Annotated in this window: 24 protein-coding genes; 13 read left to right on the top strand and 11 right to left on the bottom strand. The window is 36.0% G+C overall.

Annotated elements, in window-relative coordinates:
* Positions 1 to 6: 6 nt before the first annotated feature.
* The 6 genes from HMPREF2963_RS02645 to HMPREF2963_RS02620 form a co-directional block, all read right to left on the bottom strand.
* A complete protein-coding gene (locus tag HMPREF2963_RS02645; RefSeq protein ID WP_037596509.1) occupies positions 7 to 306 on the bottom strand; it encodes a YbaB/EbfC family nucleoid-associated protein in 300 nt (99 codons plus the stop codon).
* Positions 307 to 383: 77 nt separating this feature from the next.
* Positions 384 to 1,535: a site-specific integrase gene (locus HMPREF2963_RS02640; protein WP_070668482.1), complete on the bottom strand. Its 1,152-nt coding sequence runs from the start codon at positions 1,533 to 1,535 to the stop codon at positions 384 to 386.
* Positions 1,522 to 1,782, bottom strand: a complete 261-nt coding sequence (locus HMPREF2963_RS02635; protein WP_070668728.1) for a DUF3173 family protein — start codon at positions 1,780 to 1,782, stop codon at positions 1,522 to 1,524. Before HMPREF2963_RS02635 ends, HMPREF2963_RS02640 begins: the two co-directional genes overlap by 14 nt.
* Positions 1,783 to 1,860: 78 nt before the next feature.
* Complete coding sequence (locus tag HMPREF2963_RS02630; RefSeq protein ID WP_070668479.1) at positions 1,861 to 3,096, bottom strand: replication initiation factor domain-containing protein; 1,236 nt, start codon at positions 3,094 to 3,096, stop codon at positions 1,861 to 1,863.
* Between the two features lie 144 nt (positions 3,097 to 3,240).
* Positions 3,241 to 3,570 (bottom strand): hypothetical protein, encoded by a 330-nt coding sequence (locus tag HMPREF2963_RS02625; RefSeq protein WP_261786479.1) that lies wholly within the window; start codon positions 3,568 to 3,570, stop codon positions 3,241 to 3,243.
* A gap of 444 nt (positions 3,571 to 4,014) precedes the next feature.
* Positions 4,015 to 4,524 (bottom strand): coiled-coil domain-containing protein, encoded by a 510-nt coding sequence (locus HMPREF2963_RS02620; RefSeq protein ID WP_070668476.1) that lies wholly within the window; start codon positions 4,522 to 4,524, stop codon positions 4,015 to 4,017.
* 242 nt (positions 4,525 to 4,766) lie between these two features.
* Here HMPREF2963_RS02620 and HMPREF2963_RS02615 point away from each other — a divergent pair, with 242 nt between their 5' ends.
* Positions 4,767 to 6,191: a hypothetical protein gene (locus tag HMPREF2963_RS02615; RefSeq protein ID WP_070668472.1), complete on the top strand. Its 1,425-nt coding sequence runs from the start codon at positions 4,767 to 4,769 to the stop codon at positions 6,189 to 6,191.
* Positions 6,192 to 6,214: 23 nt separating this feature from the next.
* On the opposite strand, the gene HMPREF2963_RS02610 is transcribed toward HMPREF2963_RS02615, so the two are convergent.
* The 3 genes from HMPREF2963_RS02610 to HMPREF2963_RS09510 all read right to left on the bottom strand — a co-directional run bounded on the left by HMPREF2963_RS02610 (position 6,215) and on the right by HMPREF2963_RS09510 (position 7,628).
* On the bottom strand, positions 6,215 to 6,610 hold the full coding sequence (locus HMPREF2963_RS02610; RefSeq protein ID WP_070668469.1) for a hypothetical protein: 396 nt from the start codon (positions 6,608 to 6,610) through the stop codon (positions 6,215 to 6,217).
* Between the two features lie 41 nt (positions 6,611 to 6,651).
* The gene (locus HMPREF2963_RS02605) at positions 6,652 to 7,290 is read right to left on the bottom strand and encodes a hypothetical protein (RefSeq protein ID WP_261786478.1); all 639 of its coding nucleotides are present in this window, start codon (positions 7,288 to 7,290) and stop codon (positions 6,652 to 6,654) included.
* A gap of 170 nt (positions 7,291 to 7,460) precedes the next feature.
* Positions 7,461 to 7,628 carry a hypothetical protein gene (locus tag HMPREF2963_RS09510; RefSeq protein WP_261786477.1) on the bottom strand — a complete coding sequence of 56 codons (168 nt, stop codon included), beginning with the start codon at positions 7,626 to 7,628 and terminating at the stop codon, positions 7,461 to 7,463.
* A gap of 126 nt (positions 7,629 to 7,754) precedes the next feature.
* On the opposite strand from HMPREF2963_RS09510, the gene HMPREF2963_RS09205 reads away from it, so the two are divergent.
* The 4 genes from HMPREF2963_RS09205 to HMPREF2963_RS02590 all read left to right on the top strand — a co-directional run bounded on the left by HMPREF2963_RS09205 (position 7,755) and on the right by HMPREF2963_RS02590 (position 10,965).
* Entirely contained in the window at positions 7,755 to 7,922 is a 168-nt protein-coding gene (locus tag HMPREF2963_RS09205; protein WP_148132056.1) for a YlcI/YnfO family protein, read from the top strand.
* Positions 7,923 to 8,007: 85 nt separating this feature from the next.
* On the top strand, positions 8,008 to 8,721 hold the full coding sequence (locus HMPREF2963_RS02600) for a DUF5986 family protein (RefSeq protein ID WP_070668466.1): 714 nt from the start codon (positions 8,008 to 8,010) through the stop codon (positions 8,719 to 8,721).
* A gap of 24 nt (positions 8,722 to 8,745) precedes the next feature.
* Positions 8,746 to 9,915: a helix-turn-helix domain-containing protein gene (locus HMPREF2963_RS02595; RefSeq protein WP_261786476.1), complete on the top strand. Its 1,170-nt coding sequence runs from the start codon at positions 8,746 to 8,748 to the stop codon at positions 9,913 to 9,915.
* A gap of 15 nt (positions 9,916 to 9,930) precedes the next feature.
* A complete protein-coding gene (locus HMPREF2963_RS02590; RefSeq protein WP_070668460.1) occupies positions 9,931 to 10,965 on the top strand; it encodes a hypothetical protein in 1,035 nt (344 codons plus the stop codon).
* A 264-nt stretch (positions 10,966 to 11,229) separates the two neighbouring features.
* On the opposite strand, the gene HMPREF2963_RS02585 is transcribed toward HMPREF2963_RS02590, so the two are convergent.
* Positions 11,230 to 13,509 (bottom strand): Xaa-Pro dipeptidyl-peptidase, encoded by a 2,280-nt coding sequence (locus tag HMPREF2963_RS02585; RefSeq protein ID WP_070668457.1) that lies wholly within the window; start codon positions 13,507 to 13,509, stop codon positions 11,230 to 11,232.
* Positions 13,510 to 13,618: 109 nt separating this feature from the next.
* Between HMPREF2963_RS02585 and gla the strand changes: the two genes are divergently transcribed.
* From gla to fni, 8 genes are all read left to right on the top strand, one after another.
* Positions 13,619 to 14,470, top strand: coding sequence for an aquaglyceroporin Gla (gene gla, locus HMPREF2963_RS02580; RefSeq protein WP_006269234.1), 852 nt, complete (start codon positions 13,619 to 13,621; stop codon positions 14,468 to 14,470).
* Positions 14,471 to 14,808: 338 nt separating this feature from the next.
* The gene (locus HMPREF2963_RS02575; RefSeq protein WP_070668455.1) at positions 14,809 to 16,074 is read left to right on the top strand and encodes a hypothetical protein; all 1,266 of its coding nucleotides are present in this window, start codon (positions 14,809 to 14,811) and stop codon (positions 16,072 to 16,074) included.
* Between the two features lie 81 nt (positions 16,075 to 16,155).
* Positions 16,156 to 16,896, top strand: coding sequence for a CppA N-terminal domain-containing protein (locus HMPREF2963_RS02570; RefSeq protein WP_006270626.1), 741 nt, complete (start codon positions 16,156 to 16,158; stop codon positions 16,894 to 16,896).
* Entirely contained in the window at positions 16,893 to 17,828 is a 936-nt protein-coding gene (locus tag HMPREF2963_RS02565) for a serine hydrolase domain-containing protein (RefSeq protein WP_006270629.1), read from the top strand. Before HMPREF2963_RS02570 ends, HMPREF2963_RS02565 begins: the two co-directional genes overlap by 4 nt.
* A 165-nt stretch (positions 17,829 to 17,993) precedes the next feature.
* A complete protein-coding gene (gene mvk, locus HMPREF2963_RS02560) occupies positions 17,994 to 18,872 on the top strand; it encodes a mevalonate kinase (protein WP_049476314.1) in 879 nt (292 codons plus the stop codon).
* A complete protein-coding gene (gene mvaD / locus HMPREF2963_RS02555) occupies positions 18,854 to 19,798 on the top strand; it encodes a diphosphomevalonate decarboxylase (protein WP_070668452.1) in 945 nt (314 codons plus the stop codon). The genes mvk and mvaD overlap by 19 nt, the downstream gene beginning before the upstream one ends.
* Positions 19,791 to 20,789, top strand: coding sequence for a phosphomevalonate kinase (locus tag HMPREF2963_RS02550; RefSeq protein ID WP_048800292.1), 999 nt, complete (start codon positions 19,791 to 19,793; stop codon positions 20,787 to 20,789). The genes mvaD and HMPREF2963_RS02550 overlap by 8 nt, the downstream gene beginning before the upstream one ends.
* Complete coding sequence (gene fni, locus HMPREF2963_RS02545) at positions 20,786 to 21,802, top strand: type 2 isopentenyl-diphosphate Delta-isomerase (protein ID WP_049476317.1); 1,017 nt, start codon at positions 20,786 to 20,788, stop codon at positions 21,800 to 21,802. Before HMPREF2963_RS02550 ends, fni begins: the two co-directional genes overlap by 4 nt.
* A gap of 28 nt (positions 21,803 to 21,830) precedes the next feature.
* On the opposite strand, the gene HMPREF2963_RS02540 is transcribed toward fni, so the two are convergent.
* The gene (locus tag HMPREF2963_RS02540) at positions 21,831 to 23,111 is read right to left on the bottom strand and encodes a hydroxymethylglutaryl-CoA reductase, degradative (RefSeq protein ID WP_070668450.1); all 1,281 of its coding nucleotides are present in this window, start codon (positions 23,109 to 23,111) and stop codon (positions 21,831 to 21,833) included.
* Position 23,112 lies beyond the last annotated feature (1 nt).

Here is a 23,112-nt window from a genome sequence, read left to right as displayed (position 1 = left end):
TGTATTTTAAAATGGTAACTTCCCTGCGAATGCACCTAATTTTTTCTTTGTTGCATTATCAATCTCATCAAGAGCTGCATTGATGGCTTGGGTTGTCATATCAGATAAAGTTTCTAAATCTTCTGGATCTACAACGGCTTCTTGAAAGTCAATTTTGACGATTTTTTTATCACCTGTAAGGGTTGCGACTACGAGATCTTGGGCAGATTTGCCAATAAATTCTGTCGCAGCCAGTTCTGCCTGTCCTTTTTCCATTTGTTTTTGTAGCTTTTGTGCTTGTTTCATCATTGATTGCATGTTCATCATAAGATTTTTAAGATTCCTTTCATATCAAGGGTTTAACCCTTGTTTGTAAATTTTCGTTGCCTTATTTTGCCTTATTGTTAAAAATTTTCAAAGGCAGAGGCGATTTCTTTTTGTTGAGTTGGAAATAAATGCGAGTACACATTTATTGTAGTATTAATTGAGGAATGACCTAATCGTTTCATCAAAGTAAAGAAAATATAGTCTTTACCCTCTCCATTTCGTAAGCCTTGGGAAACTAGAAATGCAGCATGAGAATGTCTGAAATCATGGTTGCGTATTAATTTGAAATTAGCTGGAAGTCTTTTTTTGAAGACTACCCTGAAATTGGAGACATTCGGACCAGTCAACACTTCGGGTGTTATTTGATAAATTTGCAAACCATTAGGATTGCTTACAAAGTCTTTTAACAACTCGTATTGTTGATTTTTCCACCGTTTTAATTCTTCCACGAAGGCACGATGGATATAAATCCGCCGATTAGATTGTGTTGTTTTAACTGTGCCAATATGAACTTGACCCTTGCGATAATAAGCAGAGTATTTAACATTAATATAGTTTTCGTCAAGATTGACTTGTTCCCAAGTTAAGGCTAACGCTTCGCCAATACGCATACCAGTAAACATTAGTATACGATACAAGAGTTGAAAAGGGTATTCATGCTCTTCAAAAAGTGAATCAAATTGTTTAAACTGTTCAGGGGTATAGTACGCCATTTCTTTATGCTGTTGCGGAAGTCTTCTCAATCCGTTGCAAGGATTATCTTGACGAAGTCGATTTAGTATTGCTACATCAAACATCTTGTGAACGAAAATCATTTGTTGATTAACGTGAGAGTTGGTTAGTGTCCCACCCTTTACACTAGGTTGGTTTTTGAGCCAATTTCTGTATTCTTTGATGTCCGTAACGGAAACAGCACGCATGTCTGCATTTTTGAAGTATTTGGACATGTATACTCGATAGTAAGATTCCTGACTATCTATAGTCCCTCGTTTATTGCCTCGAAGTTCATCTTCTTCCTTAACGAGTGAGTAGAGATAAGAAACAGAAATTTTCTCTTTGCAACTAACTTGATGTAACTTATTGATGCGATAGTCTGCCTCATATCGCTCAGCTTCCTTACGTGTTTTAAAATCTATTTTTCTGTGACGTTTTTGCTCGCCAGTTATAGCATCGTATCCGTCGCTGATATCCACCTTCCATTTCTTATTTTTTTGTCTAGTTACTGCCATTTGAAACTCCCTTTTCAAGAGCAGTATCTTCCTGTACATTAGACATTATACCATTTTTAGGGAATATCTCAAAACCGAGAATATCTTCAACTGTTTTAAGTGGAACTCTGCCTACACGTTTATTGATGTACCAAGAAAAGCCATCTGAGACTAATCTTTGTTTAGCTTCTCGGATAAGTTTTTTGGCTTGTGAATCAGAATATCCGGTTAACTTAATGATATCATCTTTATTTACAATTCTAATCATTTTTATACCTCTCATACTTTCTTTCCAATAAAATATGTGAGATAATAGGCAAGGGATAAGCTTGCCTTATCTTCACGATTATTCAGCGTTCTTTCTTTTCGGTTTCTTGGCGGATTCTGGAGAAGAAGGAGCGTTTTTTAAATAAAAAATTTCAATGACACTATCAAGGTAAGTTTCAAATTCCAGAACTTGTAGTTCAGGAGCATTTTTCTTTAACCAAATCTCAACATCTTCATTGGGTTTATAATTGTGTTCATATTCAAATAGCAATCTGTTTAGAAGCTTTACCACTTCGGAGATGCCCCATATTTGCTTGACCTTTTCTAACATAGGAAAGAAGCCACTGCCTTTTAATGTATAGTGTATACTTTGCATTAATTGATTATTTCTAGGGCTGGTCGTTACTAAAGGAGGAGCCACAGTAGAAAACTTAATTAATGCTTCACTATACTCTGTTAGTTGTCTGGTCTCCGTATCAATTAAACAGTACTTCTCTAAGATTTTGTTGGCGATAAATTGTTGAAGCATATCACGTGAAGGGAGTGAAAGAATTAGTTTAGTCAGTTTCTTTGCGTATTGTCCTCTAAAGGTAACTTCAAATCGAACCCAAGATTGAAATTGCTGAGCGACCTGAGCATACCTACCGTTATTTTCTAATTGTTCAGTGAGTTTGTCATAAATTTTTAGAAAGCTATTTGAACCTTTTTTACGTGACCCAATAGTTACTGTTTTAGCTTCCATATCTATTTCGAGTGCTGACATCTTTGTATGGTTACGATTCCCTTTGTAATTGATAATCTCGAACTTCTTGCCTTTTATATTATTGTAAATATCACTGACAGATAAAGGAAAGTTGAAGTAGTCTGCACAAAAGTCAATTCTACTTAGATGCATGTTCCAATAGGGTTCGTTTAGTTTATCAAGTATCTCATAAACTCCTAGAGGTTCTTTATAAGAATTTTCATAGGCTTGTTGATACAAGCTTAGGGCAGAAGCAGAGAATTTAATAATGATTCCCATTTTAAAATAGCCTTCATGAAAAGCAATTCTTAAAAAATAGGGCATATTTTCAAAACTGTATGAAGTGGTGTATCCTTGTGGCGAAATTTGTTCTTTGGTCATTGTTCCAAACAGTGAAGGAAGGGAAAGTTTTTCTGCAATAATTTCAGAAAGTTCGTTAGCGATTTGACTCCAATGGTCTGGGCATTCACCGATTGTATCTGGATTGGGTTGAATCACTATAGTTAGTTCATCTACATTGATATGAAGATGTTTGTTATTAAAATCTATATTTTGGATAGTATCGTTTTTCATTGGTTTATTCTCCTGTAACAATATTTATTATGGAATCTGGGTTATTACATTACCCAGATGAGCGGTGGTTGCCTACCACAGGTGGAGTTCTAACCAGTACAACCTATCGTCCAACCCGTGGTTGTACTGGTTAGAAGTAATAACTTATTTGTAAGCTTTAAGTATTTCGTCAAACGATACGATTAGTCTAGCTTCAGAAATTTCAAACTTTGGACGTTCACCGAATCCTGATTGGTCATTGAGTGCTATTTCGTAAATCCCCAATTGAGTAAAGGTAGAGCTAAAAATTTCCTTATTGAAAGGTAAGAGCAAAGTTTTCCAAGCTGGCACATTGGTTTTGACACAGGATAACCAACCTTCTTTTTTATCTTCTTTATTACTGATACCTAGTACTGTGATAATTTCTAATTGAGTCATATTATTAATCCCCATTCTTTCTTCGTTATTTTTTAATTGGCTAAACTGAAAAGACATTTTCTCTTGATGAGATTATAAGTGGTTTTTCAGCTGTGGATAGTGTTTAGATGTTCATTGACGATAAAAATCAAAAGAAACACCTAAATACAAAGTTATAAAATTAGTTGCTGAACAGTTAAAATTTTAGCTGTATTTTAGCAAGTTTTAAAATCTTGTACGCTAAGAAAACGCCATGAGTTGAGTACTTTGTTTAATCATAATTATAAAATTGAAATTGTCACTGAGTGATAATGCGAGTTCTAGAAAGCATAGCTTATTGCACTCATTCTGACGCGTTATTTTCTGCGTCTTCACGCAATCGTTCAGACTCGATGCATAACGCTATCTGCAAAGCAGATTCATTCGCTTCACAATCTATGCTTTCTTTAAATTGCGCATTAGTTCATGTCATCTTTTTTCAATTTTATATAATTAGTCGATTAAGTCTAAAGTGTATTCAACTTATGATAAGTTTTCATAAAGCGAATACAAGATTCTAAGAAACCAGTTGCTGTCAACCCAGGTATAAAAATTTTTTCGAAGTTCAGTATCAACTAATTTTTTACGTTTTTTGTATGTTTGTTGTAGTTCTTTAAGTTGATTGTTTAGTTCGTCAATTTCAACATCTAAAGTATCAATCTCACGTTCTTTCAAATCAACTTTTTGTTCAAACTCAGACTCAAGAGATGCAATATCTTTTATCAGCTTATCTTTCTTTGAGACATAATCCCTCAAAAAAGAGCCAAGTTTTTTGTCTGTGCTTGCAACGCGTAAAGTATTCTTGTGTTCACCGACAACAATGCCGACAAAAATTGGTGCATGATTGTCTTCTGAATAACCAACGATTTGATAATCATCATCCAGCTTGATTTCAATTCCGAATCTATTTTTTTTCGTTTCATCAATATCAAATAGTACAATCTTTTTTTGCAACTCTTTTGGGATGCTATCCCACATTGGGTACATAAGCATTTAAATTCCTCCGTATTTCTTTCGTAAAAAGCATGCCCTGTTTTTGACATTCATTTCATGTTAAAATGTAATTGTTGAAGCTTCATTTCAATTACGGTAACAGTTTAGCAAATCTAAGCATAGTTGTATAATCCCAAAAAATAAGGTGGAGAAGGGATGGCTAAGGATGCTGATATAATAGGTTTTATCGCTTGTTTTAGATTTGAAACCTGATATTTTGCAACTAATAGAAGGAGAATAAAATGTATTTAAACTTTAAAAATGAACTAAAAGAATTCCCTACACGATTTTCACGTCAATATTTTAAACAAGACAAACACCAACATGTTTTAAACATTGATAATTTATATATTAAACGTAAGCTTTTATTCAATAAATATGTTGAAAATTATCAAGTAAACATTGCTGATACGATAGAGAAATCCAGTTATGATATTATGGAAAGACATATCAAAAAAACTAAATATTTAGTAGAACTGGAGTATGTGTTAATAGGCATTCAAAAAGATACTCAGTACGACCTTCATTTAGAACATGTTGTACTGAGTATCTATGATGAATTATATAATGCATATCTTGATAAGAAAATATTTATTGAACGTAATATTTTAGAACCCCATATTTATAAAATATACTTAGAGTACCTACTATTTTTGGTTAGTTTAAAATTATCTACTAAATTTTACTATTTTAACTTAGATGAAGTTGTTTACGAGATTAATAACGGCTCACTTCCTCCGATAGGAAGAAGACATGAAGATATTAAGATTCCTAAAAAGCATATCACGGGAAAAAGTATAAAGAATTTGGTTAGTAGAAATAAGGATAAACTTTCTAGTTTTATAGTTCGAACAGAGAAAGGAGCATTTTTATATGCTACAGCAGGAGTAGATATAATTTGGAAGCTCAGTTTAATTGCTTCTTCTAATCAGAAAAATACTATTCAACTTCTAAAAAATGAACAACTGATAAGAAAATCATGGTCTAAGAAAAAGAATAGATTGATAGAGAGAAACTATCTTGTAAATAATTTACTTTGGGAAGCAGAAGTGGGAAAATATTTGCAGTCAATGGAAAGAATAGAATGTCGAATAAACTTATATGAGAGTATTTTTGATAATCTTCTTAGTTACGATACTTTAGCAGATGACTTTAATTTTTATATTGATAATCTTCTTGTACAATATAATTACAAAAACATGGAATCCTATATCAGTATAGGTGAGTTGAAACAAGCAATAAAAAACTGCATTATCATAATATTAATGATAAGCTCAAGTAAATCAAGGAATGGGCACGATTTTCAGTCATTTTATAAATTGTTTACTCAACTTGGTGTCTCCTCTATTGTAATTAATTCACTGTTATCTGAACGAGGGACATTGAGACAAAACAGAATATTTTCTATACTTACAAATGAACTTTTACTGAATAAGGAGTTACAAGAAGCTAAGTCTGTGAAAAAAGAATTATTGGCAGTATTGAAGCAAGGTAAGTATGAAACTTCATTAGATAGTGTAGACTGGATAGAACAGGAGTATCATGTTTTAGAAAAGGCGCTAAGGTACTACTATGACACTTCGATAAAATATCGTTGTCACGAATTGATAAATAAATACAGAGATTGTTATAAAAAGTATTCATATGTTGCTGAATTAAATACCTAAAAAGAGTCATTCGACTCTTTTTATTATTTCGTCAATGTTACTGTATCTCCAGTTTTTCCATTTAAATCTGGAAGAGTTACCGTCTTTTCAGTTGCTTTATACTTGAATTCATGTCCTTTGTAATCTTTGATAATCTGCTTTTTATCGTCTACAGTCACAGTTTCTGAGTAGAAATGTTGAACAACTTGGTCGTCTTCATCCATAGCGACCACATCATAGGTTGATTTCTTATCATTCACCTTTAATTCATAGTATAATGTTAATTTTTCATCTTTGCTGTCATCATAAAAACTTTCGCCCTTATATGAATATGTTCCTGAGAGGGTAGAATTTGATGAGTTGCCCGACTTAGAGCCACAGGCAACAAGGACTATTGAAAATAACAAAGTGATAATAAGTGTAAATTGCTTTAATTTCATTTTATTCTCCTAATATTATATAGTGGTGATTTGAACAAGTTTTATAACCAGCCGTTTCTTCTGGCAATATTATCATAAAGCTCATTGCGGTCATTTTCGCGCTTACGCTCCTCAGCAATTTTATTTAGTGCTTCAATAGTTTGTTTCTTATTCTGTTGTTCTTGTAAATACTGTTCGTGGCGTTGTCTAGCTAGACGTTGTTCTGCTTCACGGGTTTCTCGTATCATATCTTTGGCTGCTTTTTCAGCTCTTCGAGTTTGAAGCTCTCTTTCCCATAGATTAAGTGCTTCGGGTATTGTTTTAGCTTGTCCATACTCTAATTTGTTTAATAAAAACAATAAAGCTTCATCATTTCCAAAATAATTTTGTGGAATAGGTAAAGTGTTTTGAATTTTCCTTATCTCATTAGAGTAACTATTCAAATTAGCTTGGCTACTGTTTAAGGCAACCGTTAAATCATCAACCACTTTTTGTTGCTTTCTGCGTTTAGTCGGAAGCAAAGCGTTCTTTTTACGATTTTCAGGGATAACAACATTTTCATAATATGACTTGTTTTTTGATATTTGTCTAATACTGTAGGCTAACCAAATTACAAGAAAAATAATAATGACTGAGAAAGGAATAGTAGGAGGATTATAAATGATATCTTCGATAATTTTGACTGCCTTAGCGATAAGCATATCCTCAAAGTCATAATTTTGAGATAGAAGCAAACTTCTAATAAAAGTTTCAACTATAACCCAAATAATTGTTATCCCAGTAGTTATAAGTGTTGCTATTATCAGGTAGATAAACAAAGTTAAAAGTGATGGAAAATACATTAGGTTAAAAATTGTAAAACCTCTAGTCCTTATCTGCCACTTAAAATCTTGTAAAAAACTTTCTCATCTTTAATGCTAATTAACTCAGCATTTTCTCTAAAAAGCTTTCCTTTTATATCGCTAATTTGCTTTTGTATAGAGGGAATTAGAGTATTTTTTAAGTTCAAGTAACGGCGTAATGAACTAACACTATCCATAGTAATCTCCTTTGTAGCATTTCTTAAATTATATCGTACAAACTCTAAAATTGAAATGCAAAACGCAATGCATTATTTGGATACATAATGCTATATCCTAAAGACAAAAATGATAGGAGAATTAGCATGGCATTCCAATTAAAATCAAATCGAAAAGAAACTGAAAATAAAACAATCCGCTTCCCACTCCCACTGATTGAAGAAATTGAGAAGGCGATACAAAATAAGGATGTAACTTTTTCAAGTTTTGTCATTCAAGCATGTGAGTATGCGCTGAGAGATATGGATGAGTAGAATTTTATTGTCTAAAATACTCTTTTGGTTGACTTTTGCTACAAAAAATCCTAAAATAGGATTATAAATTTTAGAGAGGTACACTATGGATAATTTGCCACAACAAATCTATAAATTTGCTCAAGTATTTTCAGCAAGCCGAAAGAGAGATATTGAAAAAATATTTTCTGATAATGAGTTCAAAACTAAAAATAGTCGTCATATTTTAAATTGGGATTTTATTTATCGTGATATTGCGAATACTGCAAAATCAAATAAATTAATATCGCCTGCTATGGATATGGGAGCTCTTTGGACTGCGAGAGGAGTAATTCTTGAAGGGATTCTATATATTTTTATGATGAAGCAAAGGTTCGAAGATGTCATTAATAAATACGAAAAACATCACTATCTTACTTGTATAGCACGTTCGAAAAATTCTCATTTAAACGGGAAAGAAGAAGGAAAATTATCAATTGAATTATTTAACGACCTAGATGATGACGAGTTAAGTGCATCACAAATAGAGCAAGCGAAGAAATTATTGGGGGACTATTATAATTTTATTGATGAGATTAGGGTCGTTACATTTGATAAGAAAACTAAAGAAGTGAGTGTTAATCAGGTAAATGCTTTTTGTGAATTTGTTGATGTAGTAAATATCACCGAATTTGATTTTACAAAACTTGAAGAAGATGGTCGTGAAAATGCTCCAGAAAAACTACTTGTAACACTAAAATCTGCCATACAAAAACCATCGGATTCACAAAAACAGGTTAGTCTTTCCGAACAAAACGAAGAAGAGAATAGTAACTTATGATATTTCTATGTAAAACAGGAGTAAATGATGCTTCAAATTAGTTTTAACGGGGAACGTTTAAAGGAAGCAAGACTTTTTAATAAAAAAAGTATTACTCAAATTGCAGAGTTTTTAAATGTTTCAAAACAAATGGTTTCTAAATATGAGAAAGGACGTGCAACACCTAGTGAGGAATCATTAGAGATTTTGGCAAGGGAACTAAAATTTCCGAGAGATTTCTTTTTTGGAAATGATAATTTTAGTTTAACCTCTACAGGAACTTTTTTTAGAAGTCGTTACACAGCAACTCAAACAGAAAAGTTACCAGCAGAAATAAATAAAAATTATGTAGCTTTGATAAGAGATTATCTTGAAAAATTTATTGATTTTCCCCATCTAGACTGGGAACTTTCTGGTTTAGACTTGACTCCACGAGAGTACGCAAACTATATTAGAAAACAGTGGCAACTGGGTGATAAGCCAATTGACAACTTATCTTTGTTGATGGAAGAAAAAGGTTTTGTTATTTCTAGAATAGATACCCAAAGTGATAAAGTTGATGCCTTTGGTTCAGCTGTTAAAGTAAATAATAATGAGTACTATGTTGTTATGTTAGAAGGAACAGATTATTCATTCTATCGCCAGCAATTTAGTCTAGCTCACGAATTGGGACATTGGTTAATGCATGAAAATTCTAAGACACCCCAAGATATGGGAGCAATAGAATATAAGCAAATGGAAGATGAGGCAAACGAGTTTGCAGCTGAGTTTCTATTACCAATGAATTCGTTTAAGCAGTCGATTATTGGCCATGAAAATGAAATTGAGTATTATAGGTATCTAAAGAGAATTTGGCAAGTTTCGATTAGCATGATGGTAATGCGTTCTAAGTCGTTGAATATCATAGACTCTAACGAGTATACAAGTTTATATAAAAAACTTAGTTATAGAGGTTGGAGAAAACATGAGCCTCTAGATTCAACAAAATTGATTAGCAACCCCCTCACCTTAAAACAATCTGTAGAACTGTTAGTTGAAAATAGAATTGTAATGGATATCTCAGCAGACATCTATAGAATATATAACAAACTGTTACCAAATTTTTTAATTGAGAAATTATGCAACCTAGAAGAAGGCTATCTTGACGAACTGAATGACAAGTATCCAAATATTATTAGTTTAAACAAAGAACGATTTTTTAGAGGGAAAAAATAATGTGGAGAATGTAAGATGAACGGCTATAATAAGGAAGTACGGAGAAATGTCTTATATAATTTAGAATTTCAAAGGTTGAAAGAAAATCTCAAAAATGACAAATGTTTTTATAAAAATTGTGAACACAAACCAATTGACTCTCATGTTATCCAACGGGGGTTATTAGAAAACAGTTTAGCAGAAAGTAATTTTGTATATGCTTGGACACCACAGAATGTTGCTAGAGGGATAAGTCAAGGAGAAGAAACCTTTTTCGAAAAAATGTCTATAGGGAAATCGGGAATCTTTGAGGGATTTTGTGGAGATAAAGGTCAATCTCATGATGCAAAGTTATTTAGAAGCATAGAAGTGGATGTTGAAGCAACCTCTATAAATCATTATGTATTTTTGTATTCGTATAGAAGTTTAATTTATCACTTGTGGCTCAATACAGGACTCATACTTTCTAAAGACGATAAAATCTCAAAAATGTTAGATAACCCTGTAATTTCTGACTTAGTTTCTCAAGTTAAAGGTATTCCTACAGAAATTAATTCGTTCCTACAAATTGATGATGAGTTACCTAAATTTAAAGCATCTAAAGAAATTTATGAGCAGTATATTTGCGATGAGGGAGAAATAGGTGAATACTGTAACGATTTTTTTATTAAAGTTCTCCCTTTGGATGGAATATCTATTGATTTTGTAACACTAGGAACAAGGAATTATTGTGATTCTAATTATCCAATAACACTGGGAGTTTTACCACAATATAAAGACAAGCCTAATTTGTTTTTTATTGTGGCTCATAAGGCTGATGAAGCAAATATATTAATTGAAAGTCTAAAAGGCATTACGATAGAGAATCTATCTGGATATTGCTGGCTGATTCAAAATTTACCAATAAAATGGTCGACTAATACCATGTTATCACCGAAACTTTATAAACATTTAGAATCAACGGGAGAACTTTCTCAACTGCAAAATTTTATATCTAGCACAGAAGTATTTGATTTTAACGATTATCAAAATTTTAACCTAATTAATGTCTTTAATGAATATTCAAGATGATAGATACATAGTTAGAGTTGTAATAACTTATAGTAGAAAACGCCTCACTGGGTAGTGAGACGTTTTTTAGATTACATAGAAGATACTGCTATTGTCTATTTTTTGTCTTATTGATATAAATTTAAGTGTTTTTAGTTCAGTTTAGTTAGTCTAGAAAGGCTTTAAATCAACATTTCTGACGATTACAAGACTTAAAAAATCATAGAGCAAGTCTTGCATATTCATCATTATTTGGGTTCTCCTTAATATTCAATAGTTATGATTTTATTTTACCATATCTGGTATATCTAGGCTAGATTTTTCTAAATCAATTGTTAAGTGATAGTCGGCATTATCACGAATAGTGTGTTCAAAGTCAGTAGTATAAAGGACAAGACGGAGTGTATCACCTGCTGCTATTTTATAGATAGTGGGTTGAAGTTCAAAAGAAATTTCCATCCATTGATCTGGTGTGACTTCTTTGACTGTTAGCAAATCAGTGCGATTTTGAAGATTTAGGAAACCTTTAGTAATGACGCGATGTGGTGTTTCTTTGAAGGGTAATTCCATCAAATGTTCCAACATATAAAAGCGACCGTTATCCATAGCTTTTGGTGCAAGAACAGCAGGTAGAGGAAGAAGACGCTTAGCTGAACTAATATCTAATAGTTGTGCAGAAATCAAGCCTTTGTCAATGCTTGATTTGAGTCGAAGGTTGAGTTTGACAGGACCGTTTAAGAACAAATCCTTTTCTAGTAGCATATCAACTGTTACTTGATTGGCTTTTCCATCAAATAATTCATTTTTGAAGGTTTGATAGGTCTTGCTAAAGCGGTCGTAATCTTCTTGAGTATATTGATTTTTGATTTCTTGAGTGCTTTCACCCAGATTGAAATGAGTGTAGTGCTCTTGGTCGCCAAATGTTTCCAAAGACAGCCAACTTTGTGCTTGACGATTATCCTGCCAGATGACAGTTGGCAATTCAAACTGAGAATCGTATCCTAGCAATTTTTTGCTAAGAAGCGCATTCATGGACTCACGAAAGTCAATGGATTGCCAGTTATTCATATAGATATGGGCGCCATTGTGGAAGAAGAGGTGCTTTTTGATGTGTTCTGGTAGCGCGTGGAACATATTGTAGACATTCAGCGGCTTGACATTCCAATCTTGAGAGCCATGCGTAAAGACAACTTCAGCTTTGACTTTGTGCGCGTGAATCAGATAGTTCCTGTCATGCCAAAATTGATTATAATCACCCGTTTCGCGATCTAAATTTGCCTTTAATTCTGTTAGACGAGATTGGTATGCTGCATTGTGGCGGAGATTTTCACCAGCTAAGAGGTTGCGTGAGTAAGTTAATTCAGTCAAAGAGTCAAAATCTTCACCAGGATAGCCCCCAGGACTTGTCACCAAACCATTTTCACGATAATAATTGTACCAAGAAGAAATGCCAGCTTCAGCAATAATGACCTCAAGACCATCTACGCCAGTTGTAGCCAGCCCATTTGACAGAGTTCCGAGGTAAGAGATTCCTGTTGTAGCAACCTTTCCATTGGACCAAGTGGCTTTGATTTCTCGTTGTCTGGTATGGTCTGTGAAAGCACGACAGCGACCATTTAACCAATCAATAACATTTTTATAAGCCTCGATTTGATAATAATCTCCGCTCGTCATGAGACCGTCAGAGTCCTTTGTTCCCACACCTGATACATATAAATTAGCAAAACCACGAGGAAGAAGGTAGTCATTGAGTGTATAAGTACCGATATGCCCAAGTGTTTCTTCCGTTTGCTCAACTAATGTAGCTTGTCCTTGAGGTTCAACCAAGTGCAGTTCTGGGTCATGAACAGTAATTTTTCCAGTTTCTTTTTTAATCAAGTCCACATTCATGTTATACAGAGCTTTGTCGCTAGCCTTATCATTCGTTCCTTGATGATAGGGACTAGCAGTCATAACCGCAGGAATTTGTCCGTCAAAACGAGGACGAATGATACTGACCTTAATCAAATCAGGTAGACTATCCTTATCAGTATCCACGCGCGATTCTACATAGGCAACTTCACGGATAGCATTGTGACTAGTAAAAGTAGCTAAACTCTTTCCGTTGAAATAGTGATAGGTGTTGTCTTCGGGGATCAAGCCGTCGCTGATGAGTTTGTCAATCAAAAGATTACCATTTTTGGTGCGCGTATTGAGCAACTGATAGAGATTTTCAAGTAGGTTTCCATAGATAATGGGGAAATTTACGTTTTTTCGGAACTTTTCTACATCGTCAAAGTCAACAAATGGCACAAATTCTAGCAATTGAAAAGCAATCGTATAAAAAATTTTTGCTGTCAATTCCTGATTGGACGTAAAAAAGCTGAGTAAGTCTGTTTTTGAATTGGCAACCAAAGATTTTAAGGCATAGTCTGTATTTTTATAATTAAAAAAAGTTTTACGTACAAAAGTCTCTAAATTTTCTTTATCAGAATACTCTTGGCGGAAAGAAAATCCAATGCTTTCCATTTCAGCTAGGATTTTTTCGCTTGTTTCTGGTGTATAACTATACTGGTTGTAACGCATATTTTTACTCCTTTTTTTACATTTTGTCAAAAAATAACCTTTACATTATCCATTGTAACTGATAAAATAGGATTTGTCTAAAATTTTTTAATGAAAGAGGAGAACAAAAATGGACGTCACATGGATTGTGAAATATATTACAGAATTTCTTGGAACGGCAATTCTCATTATCCTGGGGAACGGAGCTGTTGCCAATGTTGAGTTAAAGGGGACGAAAGGTCATCAAAGTGGCTGGTTAGTCATTGCAGTTGGTTACGGTATGGGGGTTATGATTCCTGCTCTTATGTTTGGAAATGTATCAGGAAACCATATCAATCCTGCTTTCACACTAGGACTTGCGATTAGCGGTTACTTCCCTTGGGTGCAAGTCGCACCTTACATTATTGCACAGTTATTAGGAGCAATGTTTGGTCAAGCACTAGTAGTAGCAAGTCACCGCCCTTATTACTTACAAACAACCAATCCAAATGCTATTTTGGGTTCGTTCTCAACCATTGTGAATACAGATGATGGAAGCAAGCAATCACATGCTGCTTCTATGATAAATGGTTTTATCAATGAATTTATTGGATCGTTTGTGCTGTTCTTTGCGGCAATGGCGATGACCAAAAATTATTTTGGTGCAGAAGTTATCAAATACGCTGCAACTCGAGGAGTTGATGCAACACAACTTCAAGGAAAAGTTGCCATTGGATCCCACATCAATGCTGGTCTCGCTGTGGCTCATTTAGCGCTTGGTTTTCTTGTGATGGCATTGGTAACATCACTCGGTGGTCCTACAGGTCCAGGTCTGAACCCTGCACGTGACTTAGGTCCACGTATTCTTCACTTCCTTCTTCCGAAATCAGTTCTTGGTGAACATAAAGGAGATTCAAAATGGTGGTATGCTTGGGTACCAGTCGTATCTCCGATTCTTGCCGGTATTGTTGCTGTGGCACTTTACAAGTTGATTTATGGATAATCCGTAAAAATGAAGAACGGTTCTTGCGAGCCGTTTTTTGATGGGCAAGCGACAGATTGAGCTAAAAATGGGAAAGTGACTAGACGCTTACTGAGTGAAAATGTTATACTGGCAGGTTAGAGATAACAAATGTAATGAGTTTGAGACCAAAATGTTTCAGCCTCTTACAATATATATTATTTTTACAACGAAACGCAGTGGTTGACTGGTAGTTCTAAATTCTTGCTGTATGAAAAATGACAACAAAGTTAGTCATTATGCGGGAGTGAGAAGGCAAAATCGTTTTTTGCGAAATACCGATTTTGTCCTGCTCCCATCTTTTATTTGGGAGAGATGAGATGGAATTAGATAGATTAAGTGGCAGACGGACACTGTTATTCGGCATTTTGGCGATTCTTTTTGGAGTCATTATTATCGCAAATGGTGTTGATGTTACAAAATTCGCTCTAGATTTATTAGGTATCTACTTTATATTTGTCGGAGTTAGCAACCTCTTCTTTCGTTTTTTAGTCAAGAAGAATCGTATTAGTCTAAGCTCTGCTTTTTTTCATGTTCTTGTAGGACTGGTTGTTGGTTTTCTTAATCGTGCCAGTAATTTGCCGGTCAATATTGTCATTATCATATTAGGATGCTATCAACTGTGTACGGCAGCTGTCTATAGCATTACTTATCTTCTTTATCGTCAAAATAAATTAAAAGGTGGTTTTCGCTATTTTTTTGATACCGTACTTTATGGAGGAATTGGTTTAACAACCATTTTTTCACCCAGTACAGATGGGCGTTTACAATTTTTGATCGTTGGTATTTACCTGATATTGTTAGGCTTTTCCAATGTTCGTGATGGTGCTTTTTTCAATACAGATTTGGAACAAAAACAGCTTTGGCGTCGTATTCGGATTAATCTGCCTGTCATTATTGCCGCCTTTTTCCCAGCAGAGCAATTGAATCGCTTCAATCATTTGTTGCAGGGTGAAAAACGAGGTCACCAAAAAGTTTACAGCCGTATTCAAAATGATCAAAAGTCGGTTGACTTAGAAGTGCTCGTTCATACATCGGATCAAAATCTTTTTGGGATGATTGGGCATGTTGATATTTGTTATCAAGGAAAAGTTATTTCTTATGGCAGTTATGATGTCTTTTCAGAGCGTTTATTTGGCACGATCGGAGATGGTGTTTTGTTTAAAGTGGATAAAGATGCTTATATTGAACTGTGTAAGCAAGAAAGCAAGAAAACCTTGTTTGGCTATGGTTTGTCTTTAACAGATGCACAAAAACGTGCTGTGGAGAAACGCTTGGCTGAAATTGATGAACTACTGGCAGTGTGGAATCCATCGGCTGAGTTAAAAAATAATGACCATACATATGCTTATAAATTGAAGCATGGATTAGGAGCTCAATTATATAAGTTTAAAACGAGTCAGTTTAAAACCTATTTTATCCTGTCTACTAATTGCTGCTTACTTGCAGACAGTATTATTGGACAGGCTGGAACAGCTATTTTAGATATGCGTGGGATTATTGCGCCAGGAACTTATCAATCTTATCTGCAATATGAATTTGAGTCAGCAAATGATTTGGTAGTGGCGCAAAATATTTATCAGTAATAGTACAATTTTTTCTATTTGAACATAAATATTTGTAAAATATACAAAAATTATTTAAAATAGAAAGGCTTGGAGGAAGTTATGCATTCAACAAATAAAATTGTAAATACGATACCAGTATTAAAAATCAATAATCGGAAAAACAATCTTGCCTTTTATTGTCAAACTTTAGGGATGAAAGATCTGTTAGAAGAAGGAGCTTTTGTCAGTCTTGGAGATCAAACAAAGGTTGAAAAATTACAGCTAGAAGAGTCACCCAGTATGCGGACTCGCAAAGTTGTAGGAACAAAGAAATTAGCTAAAATTATTATCAAAGTAGCCAATCCACGAGAAATTGAAGCACTTTTAGCGCGTGGCAATAAGATTGATACGCTGTATCAAGGGAAAAATGGTTATGCCTTTGAAGCAAGCTCTCCAGAAGGAGATAAGTTTTTATTGCATAGTGAGGAAGACTGGACGACTTTGGATAGAATGCTGATAGTCCCAGCATTTGAGCCGCTAGAGGATTTTATTGGACTTAGTCAATTTACCATAGAGCAAATTCAGATTAACGTTCTAGATGAGGAAAAGGCAGTCACTTTTTATCGGGAATGGCTAGAAAATCAGTCTATTCTAGCATTCTCACAAGCAGATGGGCCAGATTTGGTGACAGAGAGCAGTCAAACTTGGGACTTGGCAATGTTTAAATTTACCGTTGAACAGTTCGACGTAGCAGCTTTGCAAACCTTATTTCAAGGAAGAGAAAATTTTATACCTAAATCGGGTAAATTTTTCTTAACAAAAGATGACAGCCAGATTGAAGTTTGGATTGAAGCAGTATGAGTTTGAATAAGATTCTCTCAAAAGTCGAACAGCAGATATTGCAGCAAATCTATCCTGGAGCTAGCTTAGCTTTATATGCTCATGGAAAGTGGCAAGAATACTATTTTGGTGAGAGCAATCCTGAACAGGGTGAGAAAAGTCGGGCGGGATTATTGTATGACTTGGCAAGCGTCAGTAAGGTTGTGGGTGTCGGAACGATACTTGCTTTCTTGGTGGATCAGCAAGCTGTTGATCTTAATCAGCCTTTGACGAATTACTACCCAGCTTTTCAGGATGATTCTGTCACGGTGAGGCAGCTAGCCACTCACACATCAGGGGTCGATCCTTTTATTCCCAATCGTAATAAACTCAATGCCACAGAATTAACGGATGCCTTGAATCATTTGACAGTACTAGACGACAAGAGTTTTCGTTATACAGATGTGAATTTCTTGTTGTTAGGGTTTATGTTGGAAGAAATCTTTGGTCAATCTTTGACTGACATATTTAAGCAGAAGATTTTTCAACCATGGAATATGAAAAAAACAGTCTTTGGACCTGTCGCACAGGCAGTTCCGACTGTTCGTGGTGTAAAAGCAGGAATTGTACATGACCCAAAAGCGCGTGTATTGGGCAGACATGCAGGGAGTGCGGGTCTGTTTTCTACTGTTCAAGATTTAGAAATATTTTTGGAACATTATTTGCAGGATGATTTCGCAGCAATCTTGACGCAAAATTTTTCAAGAGAAGTTGGGAAAAAGCGCAGTCTTGCTTGGGATTTAGATGGAGAATGGTTGCAACACACAGGTTATACAGGAACGTTTATTATGCTTAATCGTGCGCAGCAGAAAGCAGTTATTTTTCTTTCCAATCGGACGTATGAGAAGGATGAACGTGAGCAGTGGATTTTAGAACGCAATAAACTCATGGATTTTATAAAACAAGAACTGTAAAAATAAAGACAGTAGGAGTAAGAGCTGGGTTTCCTGCTCTTTTTCGCTGTTTTAAGGGTTGAAATAAATTAGTTTGTAATATAAAAGGAATTGAAAAATAACGATCGCTTTTTTCTCTGAATTATATTAAAATAATAGATGAAGTATGTGATATAGAGAGAGACTATGACGAAAAAAGTAGGTGTCGGTCGGGCACACAGTAAAATTATTTTGATAGGGGAACATGCTGTTGTATATGGTTACCCTGCGTTAGCCTTGCCTTTAAATAATATCGAAGTGACTTGTCGTATTCTACCGTCAAATCATACATGGGTTTTATACGAGGAAGATACCCTCTCTATGGCGGTTTTTGCTTCTTTAGAATTTTTAGGGATACAAGAGGCTGATATTCGGTGCGAGATTGAATCAATGGTACCTGAAAAGCGGGGAATGGGTTCTTCTGCGGCAGTGAGCATTGCTGCGATTCGAGCTGTCTTTGACTATTATGAACAAGATTTAGATAAAGAAACTCTTGAGATTTTAGCGAATCGAGCGGAGATGATTGCCCACATGAATCCGAGTGGATTGGATGCGAAGACTTGCTTGAGCGATCGTGCTATTAAATTTATCAAAAATGTTGGTTTTTCAGAGTTCGAGACGAATCTTGGAGCTTATCTTGTGATAGCAGATACAGGGATTTATGGGCATACACGCGAAGCGATTCAAAAGGTGGAAAGTATTGGAAGAAGGGCTTTGCCACATTTGCATCAGCTTGGTAAATTGACGAATGAAGTTGAAGCGGCGTTGAAAATTAAAGATTTAGAAGCAATTGGTATGGCTATGTCAGAAGCTCATCTAAGCCTAAAAAGTTTAGGTGTTAGTTGCTCAGAAGCAGATAAACTGGTTTCTATGGCGCAAGCAAATGGAGCACTTGGTGCGAAAATGAGCGGTGGTGGTCTTGGCGGTTGCATCATTGCTCTAGTGGCTAACAAAGAAAAAGCTAGTTGGCTATCCCAGTTATTGAGAGAGAAAGGAGCGGTGCATACATGGATCGAAAGTCTGTAAACGTGCGGTCTTATGCCAATATTGCCATTATCAAATATTGGGGTAAGAAAGATACTGCTAAGATGATTCCTGCGACGAGCAGCATTTCTTTGACCTTGGAAAATATGTACACAGAAACGAGCTTATCAAGTTTGCCGGTCAGTGCCCAGTCAGATGAATTTTACATCAATGGTATTTTGCAAGATCAAACTGAACACAAAAAAATGAGTGAAATTATAGATCGTTTCCGTCCTGCAGGATCTGGGTTTGTGCGAATTGATACAAAAAATAATATGCCGACAGCAGCAGGGTTATCTTCTAGTTCAAGCGGTTTATCTGCCCTCGTTAAGGCATGCAATGAATTTTTTGGACTATACTTGTCCACAAAACAACTGGCACAAAAAGCAAAATTAGCTTCTGGCTCGTCTTCGCGGAGCTTTTATGGTCCAATTTCGGCTTGGGACAAAGATAGCGGTGAAATTTATCCAGTAAAGACGGATTTGAAATTAGCCATGATTATGTTGGTCTTATATGATCAGAAAAAGCCTATTTCGAGTCGTGAAGGTATGAAACGGTGTGCAGAAACTTCAACAATATTTGATGATTGGGTGAGACAGTCAGAAGAAGATTACAAAGCTATGCTGATTTATCTTTCTAACAATCATTTTTCTAAAATTGGAGAACTAACAGAAAAAAATGCACTTGCCATGCATGCTACCACTCAGACTGCAAGCCCCCCTTTTTCTTATTTGACCGAGAAAACTTATGAAGCGATGGATTTTGTTAAGCAATTACGAAGTGAGGGAGAGCGTTGCTATTTCACCATGGATGCAGGGCCAAATGTAAAAGTTTTGTGCTTAGAAGAAGATTTGGAACATTTAGTACCAATATTTGCTGAAAAATATCATCTCATTGTTTCTAAAACGAAGGAATTACCAGATGACTAAGACAGTAAGAACATGTGGGAAATTATATTTAGCAGGAGAATATTCTGTCTTGACGGCAGGGCAAGGAGCGATTTTGAAACATATTCCTATCTACATGACTGGGAAAATTCATTTTGCTGAACAGTATCGCCTATTTTCAGATATGTTTGACCATGCTGTGGATCTGACACCTGATGATGATTACAGTCTCATTCAAGAGACAGTTGCTGTCATGGATGAGTTTTTACAAAGTCAATCTATTTCATTAAGCCCGTTTTCTTTAACCATTACTGGAAAAATGGAACGAGATGGGAAAAAAATCGGTTTGGGGTCTAGTGGTAGCGTAGTGGTTGTGACGATAAGGGCGATAGCATCTTTGTTTGATGTGCCATTATCTGCGGATGAAACCTTTAAGTTGGCAGCCTATGTCCTCCTTAAACGGGGAGATAATGGTTCAATGGGGGATGTAGCTTGTATCGCCTATGAGGACTTGATTTATTACCAATCTTTTAATCGAAAAAAAATAGCAGAGCAGATCAATGAGCTTCCTTTAGAAAAGATAGTGACACAAGATTGGGGATACATTATCCGGACAATCCATCCACAGCTTCCATGTGATTTCCTCGTGGGCTGGACGAGAGAACCAGCTATTTCTAGCGTTCTCATCAATCAAGTCAAAGCAAAAATCTCATCAAGCTTTTTAACACAAACGCAAGAAGAAGTCCTTCGACTGGAGAAAGCGTTGCTTGTTGGTGAGAAAGAAATTGTGAAGCAAAGTCTAGAAAAAGTTAGTTGCCTCCTGCTGCAACTTAGCCCTGCTATTTATAATGAAAAATTGAGAGCTTTAAAAAGGTCTAGTCAAGGATTGGACTGTATGGCAAAAAGCAGCGGTGCTGGCGGTGGTGATTGTGGCATAGCCTTGTCTTTTGATTCCGAAGCCAGTCAAATCTTAGTGGAGCGTTGGCAAGCGGCAGGAATCGAGGTTTTATATAAGGAGAGGTGGGATAGATGAGCCGAAATCGTAAAGATGAACACATAAAGTACGCACTCAAGTACGAGTCGCCTTATAATAGTTTTGATGACATGGAGCTCATTCATTGCTCGCTTCCTAAGTATGATTTGGACGAGATTGATGTAACAACGCATTTTGCAGGTAGAGACTGGGAGTTTCCGTTTTACATCAATGCTATGACAGGTGGAAGCGAGAAGGGGAAAGACATCAATCAACGCTTAGCTCAAGTAGCGGAAGCGTGCGGTATTCTGTTTGTCACAGGATCTTACAGTGCTGCTTTGAATAATCCAGCGGATGATTCTTATGCCGTTAAAAAAGATAAGCCAGATCTACTCCTTGCCACCAATATTGGACTGGATAAGCCCTATTCACTGGGACAGCAAGCTATCACAAATCTTCACCCTCTATTTTTACAAGTGCATGTGAACCTCATGCAAGAATTACTAATGCCTGAAGGAGAACGCTCCTTTAAAACTTGGCGAGCACATTTAAAAGACTATGCTGAAAAAAGCACAGTCCCAATCGTACTAAAAGAAGTTGGTTTTGGTATGGACTTAGCGACGATTCAAACGGCTTATGACTTGGGTATCCGAACAGTAGACCTTTCTGGACGTGGCGGAACGAGCTTCGCCTATATTGAAAACAGGCGTGGCGGCAATCGAGATTATCTCAATGATTGGGGGCAGTCTACTCTCCAAGCCTTATTGAATGCTCGGTCGATGATGGATAAAATGGACCTTCTTGTTAGCGGCGGAGTACGTCAGCCGCTTGATATGGTTAAGGCATTTGTTTTAGGCGCTAAAGCTGTTGGGCTTTCGCGCACGATGTTAGAATTAATCGAGAGGTATTCAGTAACCGAAGTCATTTCTATTATCAATAGTTGGAAGGAAGATATACGCTTGATTATGTGTGCACTTGCTTGTCAAAATTTGACGGAGTTAAGGCAAGTACCTTATCTTTTGTATGGACGTTTGCGAGAAGCACAAAATCAAATGAAAAAAGAAACCCGATGAGTTGTTCACTTATCGGATTCTTTTTTGCTTATGGTTTTTGACGAAAGTCTTCTAAAATTTCTTGTGCTCTTTTGAGACTAAAATTTTTCTCGGAAATGAGTTGAGAAACCAAAGGAGAGATTTCTGTGTCTTGAGCTCCGGCTAAAAGAGCGAGAGATTTAGCTTGCAGTTTCATGTGACCCTGCTGAATGCCGGTACTGACCAGTGCTTTCAAAGCCGCAAAGTTTTGTGCTAAACCAATAGACGCAATGATACTGGCTAACTCTTTGGCGGTTGGTTGGTTTAGCAAGTCAAAGCTAACTTCTACTGTAGGATTGAGTCCGATGGAACCGCCTTTTGTAGCGATGGGAAGTGGAAGAGTAATCTCTCCGTAGAGTGTTTGAGAAGCTTCCTTGATGGACCAAGTCGTCAATCCTTGATAAGTTCCATTTCTGCTAGCATAGGCATGTGCGCCCGCTTCAATTGCCCGCCAGTCATTTCCTGTTGCCAGTACGACGGCGTCAATCCCATTGAAGATTCCTTTGTTGTGGGTGCTGGCGCGATAAGGATCTTGCTTGGCAAATTGGCTTGCTAACACTATTTTCTTAGCAATATCAAGGGCTTCTGACTTATTTCGGTCGAGAAAACGGATATCAATTTCACAGGTGGCAGTTACTAAGGCTTCCGTCGCATAATTTGATAAAATTGCCATCAAACTTTTACCACCAGATAACTCTTCTAATGGTGATTTTAATGCTTCTAGCATGGTATTGAGGATATTGGCTCCCATAGCTTCTTGGGTGTCAACTGTTAGGTAGACGATTAGAAATTCAGCTTCACCATTTAGGTATTCCGCATGCAAATGGCGTGCTCCACCTCCACGTTTGACAATTGATGGATGGGCTTGATTTGCCAATTCTAGTAACTTTTGCTTCTTTTCCTGAATGTTGTTTATGGCATTTTTAATATCTGGCACATGATAAAGGGCAACTTGTCCAATCATTTGGCGATTGTGAATGGTTGTTTTGAAGCCTCCAGAACGTTTAATCATTTTTGCTGCAAAGCTGGCAGCCGCAACGACAGAAGGTTCTTCTGTTACAAAAGGAACTTGATAAACTTGTCCGTCTACCATGACATCGGGAACGAAAGCGTAAGGAAGGGCAAAGGTTCCGATGACATTTTCGCTCATTTGATCAGCCGTTGAAAGAGGAAGTGTGTGATTATATTCAAGGTTTGCTTGATTGTTTTCGGTTAGCAAGTGATAATCTTGCAGGAACTTTAATCGTTCTTGTAGCGATTTTTTAGAAAAACCTGTCCAACTTAACTTCATG

The organism is Streptococcus sp. HMSC067A03, assembly GCF_001814295.1.
Lineage (GTDB): Bacteria > Bacillota > Bacilli > Lactobacillales > Streptococcaceae > Streptococcus > Streptococcus constellatus.
Note: the sequence above shows the minus strand (reverse complement) of the source record. Positions and strands in the feature narration are given on the sequence as shown.